General features: G+C 41.7%; 14 protein-coding genes. 2 read left to right on the forward strand and 12 right to left on the reverse strand.

Translation table 11 applies throughout. The features are described from left to right. Window positions 1-8 precede the first annotated feature (8 nt). From AC0J2F_RS00965 to AC0J2F_RS01015, 11 genes are all read right to left on the reverse strand, one after another. Complete coding sequence (locus AC0J2F_RS00965; protein ID WP_087525249.1) at window positions 9-824, reverse strand: prohibitin family protein; 816 nt, start codon at window positions 822-824, stop codon at window positions 9-11. Between the two features lie 10 nt (window positions 825-834). Then, window positions 835-2,865 (reverse strand): VWA domain-containing protein, encoded by a 2,031-nt coding sequence (locus AC0J2F_RS00970; RefSeq protein ID WP_473008177.1) that lies wholly within the window; start codon window positions 2,863-2,865, stop codon window positions 835-837. A 22-nt stretch (window positions 2,866-2,887) separates the two neighbouring features. Next, complete coding sequence (gene fabG / locus AC0J2F_RS00975) at window positions 2,888-3,634, reverse strand: 3-oxoacyl-[acyl-carrier-protein] reductase (RefSeq protein ID WP_473008178.1); 747 nt, start codon at window positions 3,632-3,634, stop codon at window positions 2,888-2,890. A 117-nt stretch (window positions 3,635-3,751) separates the two neighbouring features. Next, the gene (gene sucD, locus AC0J2F_RS00980) at window positions 3,752-4,624 is read right to left on the reverse strand and encodes a succinate--CoA ligase subunit alpha (protein ID WP_473008179.1); all 873 of its coding nucleotides are present in this window, start codon (window positions 4,622-4,624) and stop codon (window positions 3,752-3,754) included. A 71-nt stretch (window positions 4,625-4,695) separates the two neighbouring features. After that, on the reverse strand, window positions 4,696-5,100 hold the full coding sequence (locus tag AC0J2F_RS00985; RefSeq protein WP_473008180.1) for a nuclear transport factor 2 family protein: 405 nt from the start codon (window positions 5,098-5,100) through the stop codon (window positions 4,696-4,698). 1 nt (window position 5,101) lies between these two features. Further along, window positions 5,102-6,043 (reverse strand): UDP-3-O-(3-hydroxymyristoyl)glucosamine N-acyltransferase, encoded by a 942-nt coding sequence (locus AC0J2F_RS00990; RefSeq protein ID WP_473008181.1) that lies wholly within the window; start codon window positions 6,041-6,043, stop codon window positions 5,102-5,104. Window positions 6,044-6,101: 58 nt separating this feature from the next. Further along, window positions 6,102-6,668 carry an elongation factor P gene (gene efp / locus AC0J2F_RS00995; RefSeq protein WP_473008182.1) on the reverse strand — a complete coding sequence of 189 codons (567 nt, stop codon included), beginning with the start codon at window positions 6,666-6,668 and terminating at the stop codon, window positions 6,102-6,104. Between the two features lie 5 nt (window positions 6,669-6,673). Continuing rightward, window positions 6,674-7,456 carry an acyl-ACP--UDP-N-acetylglucosamine O-acyltransferase gene (gene lpxA, locus AC0J2F_RS01000; protein ID WP_087525242.1) on the reverse strand — a complete coding sequence of 261 codons (783 nt, stop codon included), beginning with the start codon at window positions 7,454-7,456 and terminating at the stop codon, window positions 6,674-6,676. Between the two features lie 18 nt (window positions 7,457-7,474). Then, on the reverse strand, window positions 7,475-8,875 hold the full coding sequence (locus tag AC0J2F_RS01005) for a bifunctional UDP-3-O-[3-hydroxymyristoyl] N-acetylglucosamine deacetylase/3-hydroxyacyl-ACP dehydratase (protein ID WP_473008183.1): 1,401 nt from the start codon (window positions 8,873-8,875) through the stop codon (window positions 7,475-7,477). Beyond that, entirely contained in the window at window positions 8,868-9,893 is a 1,026-nt protein-coding gene (gene lpxD / locus AC0J2F_RS01010; protein ID WP_473008184.1) for a UDP-3-O-(3-hydroxymyristoyl)glucosamine N-acyltransferase, read from the reverse strand. Before lpxD ends, AC0J2F_RS01005 begins: the two co-directional genes overlap by 8 nt. Window positions 9,894-9,992: 99 nt before the next feature. Then, window positions 9,993-11,219, reverse strand: a complete 1,227-nt coding sequence (locus AC0J2F_RS01015) for an HD domain-containing protein (protein ID WP_473008185.1) — start codon at window positions 11,217-11,219, stop codon at window positions 9,993-9,995. Between the two features lie 36 nt (window positions 11,220-11,255). Here AC0J2F_RS01015 and porX point away from each other — a divergent pair, with 36 nt between their 5' ends. After that, window positions 11,256-12,803, forward strand: a complete 1,548-nt coding sequence (gene porX / locus AC0J2F_RS01020; protein WP_473008186.1) for a T9SS response regulator signal transducer PorX — start codon at window positions 11,256-11,258, stop codon at window positions 12,801-12,803. On the opposite strand, the gene AC0J2F_RS01025 is transcribed toward porX, so the two are convergent. Then, entirely contained in the window at window positions 12,772-14,523 is a 1,752-nt protein-coding gene (locus tag AC0J2F_RS01025) for a helix-turn-helix domain-containing protein (RefSeq protein WP_473008187.1), read from the reverse strand. The genes porX and AC0J2F_RS01025 overlap by 32 nt on opposite strands. 434 nt (window positions 14,524-14,957) lie before the next feature. On the opposite strand from AC0J2F_RS01025, the gene tsaE reads away from it, so the two are divergent. Continuing rightward, window positions 14,958-15,392: a tRNA (adenosine(37)-N6)-threonylcarbamoyltransferase complex ATPase subunit type 1 TsaE gene (gene tsaE, locus AC0J2F_RS01030; RefSeq protein WP_473008188.1), complete on the forward strand. Its 435-nt coding sequence runs from the start codon at window positions 14,958-14,960 to the stop codon at window positions 15,390-15,392. Window positions 15,393-15,412 lie beyond the last annotated feature (20 nt).

The following is a 15,412-nucleotide window of genomic DNA, read 5'->3' on the forward strand; positions in this document are numbered from 1 at the left end:
GAAACGAGTTAATTGTTGTTCAGGATAAGCGGCAGCCCATCTTGTCCAGATCCAATTATGACCATTTTGCTATTTGGAGACTTAGAAAGCTCTAAAGTTGCTTGAATACCCTTTTCCTGCAGGATCTTATCGGTAAGCGAGGCACTTAGAATTCTATTCGCCGCTGCTTTACCCTCTGCTTCTATACGTTGGCGCTCTGCTTCTTTTTCTGCCTTTTCTAATCGGAACTCGTATTCCAAGGACTCTTGTTCTTGTTTTAGCTTACGCTCGATAGCATCCTTGATAGTTGGTGGAAGAGTAACATCTCTAACCAATACACGGTTAAGCTGAATATACTCCTCGTCTAAGATCTTCTTGGTCTCTGCAAAGATCTCGTCTTGGATAGCATCACGCTTGGTAGAATACAATTGCTCCGGAGTATAACGTCCAACTACGGAACGCGCAGCCGAACGTATCGCTGGCTGTACCAATCGAGAGAGGTAGTTCTCCCCTTTTTCGTTATGTAATTTTCCGAGCTGCGACACATCTGGTTGATACAGTACAGAGGCGTCTAATTGAATTTCTAATCCATTAGAGGACAGTACGTCCATGTTCTCTGATACTTCTTGCTGACGCACTTCGTACTTGATCACCTCGTTCCAAGGCATCACAAAATTAAGTCCTTGAGGCATGGCCGGCTTGTTCGGGTCTACACCACCACTTAGCGTTTCGTAGAGTACGCCGGAATAACCTGCTTCTATTCGTACAAAAGATTTAAACAAAAGTATAAGCAGTAGAATAACTGCTATTAGTACGGGGATCCCGAGTTTGGGTAATTTTTCCATGATTTCAATATTATATTAATCCGTTGTATTTTCTGGTAAACCACTCTGCAGCAAGTAGTAAGGCCAGCAAGCCGAGCAGATATTTTAGGGATATTAAAGGTACAACATTTTGCCTACTTTTTTGAACAGGTACAAAGCGTGGATCTTGCAGTAGCGCTGCCTTTAATTCAGCGAGCTGATCTTCGTAATACAACTGCGCTCCGCTACCAGTTGCCAGTGCATTAAGTTTTAAAGCGTTTGGATTGATAAACTGATCCTCTACGCTAAAATCTAATACATTGAACTGACCGCTTCTGGCAATCCCTTGTCCTTCTACAGTAACGGTGAAATCGTAAACACCTGCTGCCAGACCGTTGAGATTGGCTTGGAAATAATTATTTTTTAGCAGCATGGGTAGTCGCTGACTGTTTCCTGAGGAGTTTGTATAGGTTAAATACAGTGATGCTTCCGGATCGAACTGATAATTCTCGTTAAAATACTGGGCCTGGATGCTGATGGCGGCATTGCTGTAATAAAAGGTCTCATAATTCACATTGAGCCTACTACGTCGCTTATTGGAAGATAGGTATTGCACCATATTGGCAACAAGGTCGTCGAATTGCTTAAAGTCTCTATTCTCTACATAAGCATGTGCACGCCATCGCCAAAGGTCTTCAGCATCCCAAACGGCTTCACGGATCCCATCGGACTCAAAACTAAAGAGCATGGGCGATTCTGTGAATATTCCAGATATGGTCTGACTCAGCAGTTCATCATAAGGAACAAAAACATCTAGGCTACCAAATTGGGTCAATAAGGGTGGGTAATTGCTAAAGTCTACAGGATCTAAAGCGAATATGGCATAGTTCCTATTGGTTTCTGCACTAACCAACTCCTCACCTGCCGCACCTAATTTGGCATATTTGAGTTGTACCTCATTGATAAAATCCCAATCCGTTTGCAATCCGGTAATTGTCCATCTGTTCTTTTTCAAGCTCTCTAATTCCTCATACACGGTATTAAAGCGCGAGTCAGGCTGGTACAGAATGACCAATTGATACTCATCTAATTGCCCAACAGCGGCTGTTGGTTCCAAAACAGTGACCTGCCTTTGTTTTAATTGAGTGATCGCTTTCTTTAAGGCTCCCAGATCTGGATGCTGAACTGAAGCCACAATGGCCACTTTGGTGCTCTGATCTATAACCTCTACCGCAAATTGTTGGTAATTGTTGTTGGTGTTTCGCTCCGCTGTTAAAGGTGTCAACTCCGCAGTGTAGCTCTGAATACCCACTTGTTCAGCCTTTAAATAAAGTGTGAGCGTTGTTGCATTGTTTGTACTGTTAAATGTTAAGGGTTGTCGCGAAACCACTTGACTTCCCCTGCGAATAACGAGATTGGTGTTTACACCGCGATCTCCGGTATAGGCCAAAGATAATTCCAAAGGAAATTCATTGTCCTGATAGGCATATCGATTGGCGTTGACACGCGTAATTCGGAGATCCTCGTACTGCGTAGTATCGCCCACAACAAGAGGAAATACAGGATTTTTTAAGCGATTGCCTAAACTGCTATAGTTGCTTCCTAAGGTTTGATTTCCATCGGTCAATAAAACGGTAGTGGTGGCTTGCTTATCGTATATGGCACCAAGGTCACGAAGACCAGTGGCTATATCAGAAGCTGCGCCCTTAAAGTCCAAACTGTCCAAAGGACCAAAGGATTGATCAAACTGATAGGCCTGTACTTTAAATCGTCGCTCTAGTTCAGTATCCGTAACTATATCGTTTAGCAAGCTTTTGACCAAAGAATCTCTGGATAGGCTGCGGATAGAACTAGAATTATCAACCAATACATTTAGTGCTGGCTTTTCGGTGTAATACGATACCTGTTCTATCTTGGGATTTATAAGCAACACCCCTAAACACAGGAGCGTCAAGAATCGTAAAAGCCCGAGTGCCCAGCGCAATTTTGGATTTAAACGACTCTTAAAACCATACATATAAGCAGACACCCCAAGCGCTACTACAGCTACTGCAATAAGATACAAAAGGGTGGTTGCCGACATTAAATGATTTGAGTACTAATTTTTAAGTGAGCATTCCGCCGTCCACATTGAGCACTTGCCCAGTAATATAGGCCGATAGATCACTGGCTAAGAAAACACATGCATTAGCGATATCTTCCGGCTGTCCTCCACGTTTTAAAGGAATTGCATTGCGCCATCCCTGAACGGTATCTGGATCCAACTTAGCGGTCATTTCCGTTTCTATGAATCCTGGGGCGATCACATTACAACGAATAGAGCGCGACCCGAGTTCTAGGGCAACAGACTTACTAAAACCTATAATACCCGCTTTAGAAGCTGCATAATTGGCTTGTCCGGCGTTTCCTTTTACCCCAACTACGGAACTCATATTGATGATGGATCCGTTGCGTTGCTTTAAAAAGGTACGCTGAATAGCTTTGGTCATATTGAAAACAGACTTTAAGTTCACCTCGATCACCTTGTCAAAGTCTTCTTCGCTCATGCGCATCAACAAGTTGTCCTTGGTAATACCAGCATTGTTGATCACTACATCTACCGAGCCAAAATCTTCGAGTACTTGTTTTACCAAGTCCTCACATTGCTGATAGTCAGCAGCATTAGATTGATAAGCTTTTGCTTGTACACCTTTGGCGTTGAGCTCGCTTGCCAAGGCGTTGGCTGCCTCGGCAGAAGAACTGTAAGTGAAAGCAACATTAGCGCCGTGGGCGGCAAATACTTCTGCAATACCTTTTCCTATTCCGCGGCTTCCACCGGTAATGATCGCTGTTTTTCCTTCAAGTAATTTCAAAGTGGTAAATTTTAGTTGGTTGAATGGTAAAGATAAGAAATGAGGTGGCTTTAAATAAAAAGAGACCGTATAAAATTATGGTAATTTACACGGTCTCTTCTTAAAACTTTTAACAGGCTATCCCAGTACTTCTGCGACTTTCTTCCCGATCTCTGCAGGAGAATCCACCACGTGGATCCCACACTGTCGCATGATCTTTTTCTTGGCCTGTGCAGTGTCTTCGCTTCCGCCTACAATAGCTCCAGCGTGCCCCATAGTACGTCCTTTAGGTGCAGTCTCTCCGGCGATAAAACCAACAACCGGTTTATTGCTTCCACTGGCTTGGTACCAGTTAGCGGCATCGGCTTCTAGCTGCCCTCCGATCTCTCCGATCATAACAACACATTTGGTTTCCGGATCGTTGATCAACATTTCTACAGCCTCTTTGGTGGTTGTTCCAATGATAGGATCGCCGCCAATTCCAATGGCTGTGGTGATACCTAGACCTTGGCGCACAACCTGGTCTGCTGCCTCATAAGTAAGTGTTCCTGATTTAGAAACAATGCCTACGTTTCCTTTTTTGAAAACAAAACCTGGCATGATCCCAACTTTGGCTTCGCCCGGAGTGATAACTCCTGGACAGTTTGGTCCTACTAAACGACAATCGCGCTCAGAGATATAATTAGATGCTTTGATCATATCAGCCACAGGGATTCCTTCAGTAATGGTAATGATAACCTTGATCCCAGCATCGGCGGCCTCCATAATGGCATCCGCAGCAAAAGCTGGTGGTACAAAAATGATAGTAGTGTCTGCACCAGTGGCCTTAACGGCTTCTTCTACGGTATTGAAAACCGGACGGTCCAAATGGGTTTGCCCACCTTTACCAGGAGTTACACCTCCGACAACATTGGTGCCGTACTCGATCATTTGCCCGGCGTGGAAAGTTCCTTCGCTTCCGGTGAAACCTTGTACAATTATCTTAGAATCTTTATTGACTAATACGCTCATAAGTAGCTGTGATTTACATTTGATTTTTCGGAGTACAAAAATACACTTTTATCTCCTAAAAAATAAGTGGACTAAACTTTTACTTTGTGGTAAGATTCGGTGGTGTCATCTAGGTCAGTAACCGGCTGACTTACTTGATATCCGCGGTACATTTGGCCATCTTTGATCTCCCAAATAGCTATAAAATGAGCAATGCCCAATTCCTCCTCCGGGTTTTCTATAGTGCGCACATAGTACTTGTAGCGGATTGTCACAAAATTATCGTCTTGCAATAGGTGACTAACTTCAATACGCAGGTCGTGGTAGGTATTTCTGATCTCTCCGAAGAAGCCTTCCAAATCGTCAAAATTCATAATGGTAAGGCCGTCATTACTGTTCCAGATCAAGGTGATCTCCGGATGGAAATAAGTCTTTAATACCGTTGGATCGCCGAGAATATTGGCCTTGTAAAAATTGCGTACTACTGCTTTCGACATCTTATTTGTTTTGTTGTTTGAGTTGTTCCATCAGCGCAGGTATCATTCTAATGGAAGCTATTTCTTTGTATTTCTTTCTGAACTCATCCGCAGGGATTCCAAAATAATGCTTCCCTCCTTCTAAGGATTTACTCACGCCAGCTTTAGCAGAGATAACGGTTTTATCTCCTATGGTAATACCACTGGTAATTCCTACTTGGCCCCAAACCGTAACTTGGTTGCCCATTACCACACAGCCAGCGATACCGGTTTGCGAAGCAATAAGGCAGCGCTCTCCAATCACCGTATCGTGGCCTATATGAACTTGGTTGTCGATCTTGGTGCCTTTCATTATGGTAGTATCGCCGGTAACGCCCTTGTCTATAGTACAAAGTGCACCGAGGTCCACATCGTCTTGAATCACCACCCGGCCGCCACTTAAAAGCTTGTCATAGCCTTCCGGTCTGTTCTTGTAATAGAATGCATCGGCTCCCAAAACAGTTCCGGAGTGTATGGTTACGTTATCTCCAATAACACAGTGATCGTAAATACTCACATTGGCATGAATGACACAATTAGCCCCTATGGTCACATTGTTTCCTATAAAAGCACCAGGCTGAATCTGCGTATCGTGCCCTATGCTTGCTGTAGGAGCAATTAAAGCAGAAGCAGACACAAACGGCATAAAGTGTCTGGTCAAGGTGTTGAAGTCTCTAAATGGATCTTCAGAAACCAGTAAGGCCTTGCCCTCTGGGCAGTCCACTTCTTTATTAATCAAAACCACAGTTGCTGCGGATTCTAATGCTTTATCGTAATACTTCGGATGGTCTACAAAGACTATATCTCCAGGGGTTACCACATGGATCTCGTTCATTCCCTCCACAGGAAAATCGTCGGCACCAACATAAGTTGATCCGATGAGTTCGGCGATCTCTTTAAGTGTATGTGGCTTAGGAAACTTCATAAGTCTAAGATAAAAAAACGCCCCATAATCATGGGACGTTTACAACAGGGAATCTAAATTATTCTTTAATGCGCTCCTGGTAGTTACCTTTTTCGGTATCAACGCGAATCTTGTCGCCTTCATTGATGAATAAGGGAACATTCACTGTGGCACCGGTCTCTACGGTTGCTGGTTTGGTCGCGTTGGTCGCGGTATTTCCTTTAACTCCAGGTTCTGTGGCAGTTACTTCCAAGATCACGTGTGGAGGCATTTCTACAGAGAGCGGCATATTGTCTTCTGAGTTAATGATCACAGTTACCACTTCTCCTTCTTTCATAAGCTCTGGAGTATCTAAAGCGTCTTTCTGAAGTTGGATCTGGGTGTAATCTTCCGTATTCATAAAGTGGAAGGTCTCACCTTCGTTGTACAAATACTGGAATTTGTGGGTTTCTACGCGTACATCTTCGATCTTATGACCGGCAGAGAAAGTATTGTCGATCACTTTTCCTGTGGTAACACTTTTAAGCTTGGTTCTTACAAAGGCAGGGCCTTTCCCTGGCTTAACGTGTAAGAATTCAATGATCTTGTAGATATCGTGGTTGTATTTAATACAAAGTCCTTTGCGGATGTCTGAAGTACTTGCCATATGATTTAATTGCTGAAGTATCCTTTCATGATACCTCGTTTTGAACGTTTTATAAATTCGAGCACCTCGTCGCGTTCTGGGGTGGCTTCCATTTCGGCCTCAATGATCGCAACGGCTTGGGTGTTGTTTAAATTCTTTTGATACAGGATACGGTATATGTTCTGTATTTCGCGGATCTTCTCCGTAGAGAAACCTCTCCTGCGCAATCCCACGGAGTTAATCCCCACATAAGAAAGCGGCTCACGTGCAGCTTTTACATAAGGAGGCACATCTTTACGCACCAAAGATCCTCCGGTAACAAAAGCGTGGTTACCAATGGTACAAAATTGTTGGATGGCAGTCATACCTGCTAACACGACATGATCTCCCACGGTAATATGTCCAGCTAAAGTACTGTTGTTAGAAAAGATACAATTATCACCTACGATACAATCGTGGGCAATATGGCAGTAGGCCATGATCCAGCAGTTCTTTCCGATCACTGTTTTGCCGCGATCTGTAGTACCGCGGTTTACCGTAACGTATTCGCGCAAGGTAGTTCCGTCTCCAATTTCTACGATAGTGTCTTCATCGTTGAATTTGAGATCTTGTGGAATAGCACTAATTACCGCTCCAGGAAAGATATTACAGTTCTTCCCGATACGCGCACCTTCCATGATGGTCACGTTAGAGCCGATCCAAGTTCCCTCGCCTATCACCACATTGTTGTGAATGGTGGTAAAGGGTTCTATCACCACGTTCTTGGCGATCTTGGCCCCGGGATGCACATATGCTAAAGGTTGATTCATTCCGTAGTTATAAGATTGTTATTTGGACTTGACGATCTGTGCCATAAGCTCTGCCTCCGTAGCCAATTTATCTCCTACATAAGCAGATGCCTTCATATGGACAATTCCACGACGGATCGGACTGATCAAATCCAGTTTAAAGATAAGGGTATCTCCCGGGGTAACCTGCTGCTTGAATCGAACATTGTCTATCTTCATAAAAAAGGTCAGGTAATTCTCCGGGTCTGGAACGGTGCTTAAAGCGAGTATACCTCCTGTTTGCGCCATGGCCTCAACAATAAGAACACCAGGCATAACAGGTGCTCCAGGGAAGTGACCTACAAAGAATGGCTCGTTCATGGTCACGTTCTTGAGTCCAACTACATGCGAGTCACTTAACTCTAAAACCTTGTCTACCAATAAGAACGGCGGACGGTGTGGCAACATGGCCATGATCTGGTTTACGTCTTTTACCGGTGGCTTGCTCAGATCGAACTTAGGCACCTTATTGCGACGTTCCATTTTAATGATCTTGGACATTTTCTTTGCAAACTGGGTGTTCACATAATGCCCAGGTTTATTGGCAATGACCTTCCCGCGGATACGAGTCCCTATAAGGGCTAGATCGCCTACTACATCTAGCAGTTTGTGTCTGGCAGCCTCGTTGGGGTGGTGTAAGGTCAGATTATCTAAAATTCCATTAGGCTTAACCGAAATAGAATCTTTACCAAAAGCCTCGCGCAGTTTGTCCATGGTCTTTGGTGACAATTCTTTGTCTACATAAACGATGGCATTGTTCAGGTCTCCACCTTTTATAAGTCCGTGATCTAGAAGCGTTTCTATTTCATGAAGGAAACTAAAGGTTCTAGAGTCCGAAATTTCAGCTTTAAAATCCGAAAGATACTTCATGGTGGCGTTCTGCGTACCTAGGATCTTGGTGCCGAAATCGACCATAGTGGTGATCTGGTACTCATCCGCAGGCATTACTATGATCTCGCTGCCTGTTTCAGGGTCGCTGTAAGAGATCACGTCTTTGACCACGTATTCTTCTCGCATGGCATCCTGCTCCTTAATCCCAGCCTTTTCAATGGCTTCTACAAAGAATTTTGAGGAACCGTCCATAATTGGAGGCTCCGAAGCGTCCAATTCAATGATACAATTATCTACTTCCATACCAACCAAAGCAGCTAATACGTGCTCCGAGGTCTGGATCTTTACACCTAACTTCTCCAAGTTGGTTCCGCGTTGGGTATTGACCACATAGTTGGCGTCTGCCTCTATGGTTGGTGTACCCTCAAGGTCAGCTCTTACAAAGGCGTAGCCGTGATTTTCCGGAGCTGGTTTGAATGTAAGTGTTACGTTTTTTCCAGTGTGTAATCCCACACCTTTAAGCGATACTTCCTTTTCTATGGTGCGTTGTTTGGCGCCAGTTTCACTCATTGTCTTGGTTTTTTTCAATAGCGTTAAAACGATCTATTATTTTAGGAAGATTTTTAAAGTGCACATAGCTCTTATTGTAATCGCCATAATTAAGGGCTGGTGAACCTTGCAACACTTCATTGTCTTTTACATTTCTGCCGATACCACTCTGCGCCTGAATACGCACATTGTTTCCTATTGTTACATGACCAACTATTCCAACCTGGCCACCTATCAAACAGTTCTTGCCTATCTTGGTAGAGCCAGCTACTCCAGACTGGGCAGCGATAGCCGTGTTTTCACCGATCTCGACATTGTGCGCAATTTGGATCTGGTTATCCAATTTAACTCCGCGGCGAATAATGGTAGAACCTAGTGTGGCTCTGTCTATAGTAGTTCCGGCGCCGACATCCACATGATCTTCTATGATCACGTTTCCAGTCTGAGGTACTTTTTGATATTCGCCTTTTTCATTAGGTGTAAAACCGAAACCATCGGCACCAACAATGGCACCTGAATGAATCACACAGTGTTTGCCTATAACTGATTCTGAATAGATCTTAGCCCCGGCAAAGACAACGCAATTATCACCTATCTGTACATTGTCTCCTATATATACGTTGGGATAGATCTTAACGTTGTCACCAATAGAAACATTTTCTCCGAGATACGAGAAAGCTCCCATATAGAGGTTTTCACCATATTTGGCGCTGTCTGCTATGAACACAGGTTGTTCTATTCCTGTCTTGTTCATTTTGACTTGGTTGTAATATTCTAATAAGGTGGAGAACGCTTTATAGGCATCCTCTACACGGATCAAGGTGGTATCTAAGCTGTCTTCGGCTTTAAAATCCTTGTTTACAATAGTGATAGACGCCTGCGTCTTGTATATGTAAGAAGTATACTTCGGATTCGATAAAAAGGTTAAACTCCCTGGAGAGCCTTCCTCGATCTTTGCGAGTTTTGACACTTCTACGTCAGGATTACCTTCTATTTCCCCTTCCAGTATGCCCGCTATTTGCGTTGCTGTGAATTTCATAGTTCTCTAAGTGCTTGTGGAAGAGGCCGCTCGGCTCTGTCTAGTGCGTGGTTTGGGTTGCTCATCCTGCGCTTTCAATTGATGCAAAAATAGAAAAAATTAATAATGTTTTCCTTTGGGATAACACAGATAGTGTTTAGTGACTTCTCTGGTCAAGGCCTTTAAATTTAGTTGATCACTTGCACCAGCCACATCCGTAAGTTTTCCGTTTTTACTCAATAGATTTATATTTTGAGTATCGTTGCGATAGGCCCGATTGGTCACTTGTCCTTCAAACACAAAATAATGGGTCTGATCCATAGGTATACCAAGAGCTTTACTCACCTTTTCTTTGTGTTTGTCAACTTGCGCAGACGTTGGTTTTTTATTCTTGAGTTTTACTTTAGGAAGATCCCTGTCCAAGATCATATTAGACAGTTTGGACAAAATACTATCGCTGTGGTCGCACCACCCTTTCAAAGCCTGTATAATATCGTGGTCGTCCAAACGGGCAAAATGCCTCAGTGCTGTCTGATCAAACACTTCGGATTCTCGTTTTAAAAAGAACATCAGAGGTTCACTGGCTTCTAAACTATCTCCCTGAGCGATCAATTCTTTAGCACGCTGCAAGACACGAATTAGCACTTGCTCTGCTGCTAAACCTGTTTTATGTAGGTAAACCGACCAATACATCAGCCTTCTGGCCACTAAAAACTTCTCGACAGAATAAATAGCTTTGGATTCTACTACCAATTGATCGTTGGCAACATTAAGCATACTTATAAGACGCTCACTATTGATGTTTCCTTCTGAGGCCCCAGTGTAAAAACTGTCGCGCTTAAGGTAGTCCAGACGGTCCATGTCTAACTGTCCAGAGACTAATTGATGTAAGAACTTTCTGGGATAGCTGTCATTGAATATGGAGATAGCCAACGTTAATCTCTCGTTAAAGTTTTTGTTGAGCGCTTCCATAAATTGCAATGAAATCTGCTCGTGATCCACTCCAGTGACAAGACTGTGTTCTAAAGCATGTGAAAAAGGCCCGTGTCCTATATCGTGTAACAAAATGGCCACGTAAAGCGCCTCTTCTTCCTCCTTAGAAATCACAATGTCCTTATAGCGAAGTACTTGTACCGCCTTCTGCATAAGGTGCATGCAGCCTAAAGCGTGGTGAAAGCGCGTGTGATGCGCTCCGGGAAAAACCAAATACGACATACCCATCTGCGTAATTCTGCGCAAGCGTTGAAAATAGGTATGCTCTATCAGGTCAAAGACCAACGCATTTGGGATGGTAATAAATCCGTAAATTGGATCGTTAAAGAGAGTAAGTTTCTTACGGGTATTCAAACCTTTCAATTAAGCCTCAAAAGCAAAGATACATATATGAGTGACATAAAAGTACTGTGGGTCGACGATGAGATCGATTTACTTAAACCTCACATTCTTTTTCTGGAACAAAAAAACTATGCTGTGACAACAGCCCAAAGTGGTACGGAAGCTTTGGAAGAGATAGACAAGCAGCAATTCGACATTGTCTTTTTAGACGAGAACATGCCTGGCCTGACAGGGCTGGAGACGCTTGCAGAGATCAAAGAGAAGCAAGCTACGCTTCCAGTTGTTATGATTACCAAGAGTGAAGAAGAATATATTATGGAAGAGGCCATTGGCGCTAAGATTGCCGATTATCTCATCAAACCAGTGAATCCAAATCAGATTCTACTCAGCCTTAAAAAGAATCTAGATCACAGTCGTCTGGTCTCTGAGAAGACCACTTCTGACTATCAACAAGAATTTAGAAAGATCGCTATGGACCTCTCTATGGTTAATTCGCATCAGGAGTGGGTAGATCTTTATCAGCGTTTGATCTATTGGGAATTACAATTAGAGGATATAGAAGATTCCGGCATGTTCGAGATTTTAGAATCGCAAAAGATCGAGGCCAACACCCAGTTCTGCAAATTTATCGACAAACACTATCCGGATTGGTTCAACAATACAGATCAGGCCCCAATGATGTCTCACAACTTATTTAAAGACTGGATTCAGCCTGAATTGGGGGATAAACCGACACTTTTGGTAGTAGTAGACAACTTGCGCTACGACCAATGGAAGGCTTTTGAACCGATTGTTTCTAATGCGTATAAAAAAGAAAAGGAAAAGGCCTTTTACAGCATCTTACCTACTGCTACACAATACGCGCGAAACGCCATATTTTCTGGATTAATGCCGAGTGAGATGGAGCGCCTACACAAGGACTGGTGGCTCAACGATACCGATGAGGGTGGAAAGAACATGCACGAGCACGATTTCCTTGGAGCTCAATTGAATCGTTTAGGGCTAGATATCAAGTGGGAATACCATAAGATCTCCAGTTTAAAACAAGGCAAACGCTTGGTAGATAATTTTAGATCGCAAAAGAACAACGATCTCACCGTGGTGGTGTACAATTTTGTGGATATGCTTTCGCATTCTAAAACAGAAATGGAAGTAATTAAAGAGTTGGCATCTAATGACAAGTCATATCGTTCATTGACGCAGAGCTGGTTTAAGAACAGCCCGCTGTTGGAGATTATTCAACAGGCAGCACAAATGGGCTTTAAACTGATAATCACTACAGATCACGGTACCATTAATGTAAAGACCCCTTCTAAGGTAATTGGCGATAAGAATACCAGTTTGAACTTGCGTTACAAAACGGGAAGAAGTTTAACCTATGAGGATAAAGATGTCTTGGCGGCTAAAGACCCAAAGTCCGTTCACCTACCGGCAATTAATATGAGTAGTTCGTTCATCTTTGCCAAGGGCGATTTATTTTTTGCTTATCCCAACAACTACAACCATTATGTAAGCTATTACAGAAATACCTACCAGCACGGCGGTGTGTCTCTGGAAGAGATGATCATTCCGTTTGCGGTATTGAATCCGCGATAAAATCATCTTGTTTTTGCTTGTTGAGGTTTCGTATAAAATAAGACGGCTGTATCCCTGTTCTAGAATAGAATGCCTTTGAGAACGATTGAGCATTACCAAAGCCCACCTCTTCTGCAATGGCTTTTATGGTGTATTTTCTAAAGCGCGGATTATTCTTGAGCTGATCTACGGCATAAGCTATTCGCAATTCGCTGATGTATTGAGAGAAGTTTTTATCCTTTTTAAGGTTGACGACCTTCGATAAATAGGACGAATTGGTATTAAAACGCTTGGCCACACTCTGTAAGGAAGTATCTTTTCTGGTGAACTGATGTTTGCTTTCAAAGCGCTCCAGTTTTTGGAGTATGTCTTTTACTATGGCGGCAGAGATATCGTTTCTCCTGTGGTCTGTCTTTAGTTCTTGTTGATCTTCTAAGCCGTTTTTTATCAACGCTTGAAAGCGCTTTTTATATTGGTTTTGTTTCCAGAAATAATAAAATCCAGCCCCCAGGCTTAGGAACAACAAGCCAACTGTAAAAAGTTGTTTGCGCTTCTCTTTAACTTGCTCCCATTCCAACTGAGCGATAAGTTTCTCCTTTTCGGCTAAGAGTAAGGGGGTTTCGAAATCATCTATTAATCCCCTATTAATCTTTTTGTATGAATGCTTAAAAAGACTATCGACAATGAGCAGTTTATTCAAAATTTTCACTTGTGAAAATTTATCTCCTTTCTCTTTATAAATTCTATATAATTCAGTTAAGAAAGGTCTTTGTGAGGGGACTATGTGTGGCTCAATGTCAAATAAACTATCTGCGATTAAAAGGTACTCTAAACCTTCGTTAGTATTACCCATTTTTAATGAATTCATGCCCAAATAATAGTAAGAATTCAACTTGCTGTTTATTAGATCTAAACTAGGCATATACTTCGCAAGCGTATCAAATGATTTTTTATAATTTCCCCGGTAATATTCAATTTCCGCACTTCTTCTTTTAAGTGAAATCGACTTATCTTCATCTTTTAACTCCTTAATAATTTCTTCTGATATTGAAGATAAATGAAGTGCTTTCTCGTATTCCTTATTCAAAACGTAAGAAGTAATTAAGGAGCTCAATGCATCTAATTTGTCACTAAGGTACTGTCTTCTCAAAACAAGTTGATTAATTTTAAAGCCTGGGCGAGAAGATGATTTTAGGCTTTTTTCATAATCTAGAGTATCGATAAATCTGATGAGGTTTTTACTTAGATCAATACCTCGTAAGGGACTTGACCATCTTGAGGTTATGTCAATAATACATTTTCTGATATATAATTCGTGAATGACATTATTTTGAGAAATAGCATACTCTTGCGCTTTTGCATAATTCTCTAATGCGTCACTGTATAGTCTTTTGTTCGCTAAGTATGAGGCTTTAAGTAAATATCCAATACCGGGATATGTTTTATGATTAAGATTCTTGGTTAATCTAATAATCGAATCAGCATATATCAAAGAAGTGTCATTCGAAAAAGATCTAGAAATTCGATCATATGCTCGTGCAATAACAATTGTATCATTATTTGTTTTCCCAAATTTCAAGTACAATTTCGATGCTTCTTTTACTAAATCGTTGTTTTCAGTGCTATCGATTACTACTAATAATTCTTCATCCGTAAGCTCCTCAAGATTCAAATCTGGAGTTTGAGAATTCACCAAATTGAAAAAAGATAAAAACAAAACGACAAATAAGATGTACTTCATAGTCTAGTATAGTTTCATTGAAACTAGTTTAAAATTTCATCCCAGAAAATTGTGAATAGTGTAAATTCATAAATCTGTATTGTTTTTAAGTAGTCAATCTATACAAACTATAGCAATAGAATCTTCTATTCATAAATCTGTACAGTTATCATTTTTATGGCTGACATTTTGATCATAGGTTTGAACTGCGATGAAAAAGTGTCGTCTTGCATTTTAGTACTAATAGGGGAGTAACTACGAACGCGGCATTTTCTTCATCGCATTTTTTATTAAATTTGCTTATAAACGATTTGATTGTAACCTGTTGATAATCAGAGGCTATATATATTAGCCGTAATAGTGAATTCCATTTTTCTTACAGCAGGTTACATTTAATCGATAAAATTTTGATATAATCGATTATTTATTACATTTGTAAAGTTCGTAAATAGCAAATGACAGATTTTACGTACAGTTTAGAAGATGTTACCGCAGTTGCCAAACAAGTAATGGTGCAACTTAAAGGCCGGATCGTACTGTTGTACGGTGAGCTTGGAGTAGGAAAGACTACCCTGTTGAAGGCTTTAATGAAGGAGTTGGGGGTTGAGGACCAAATTAGCAGTCCTACCTATGCATTGGTTCACGAATATTCGTCCAAATTAGGTCCGATATACCACTTTGATTGTTATCGGCTAAAATCCGCTGAAGATGCAGAAATGCTAGGTTTCACGGAATATTTAGACAGTGGTAATTGGGTCTTTGTTGAATGGCCGGAAAAGGTGGAACATCTATTAGATCAAGAAAGGAACATTTTACGGTTTAGCCGTAATACAGATAATACAAGAACCCTAAATCTAAAAAGTGAACAAACGATCAAGGAACCTACTTAAGTAAGCGATCATTTGTAGGA

The organism is Gilvibacter sp. CC01, assembly GCF_055755295.1.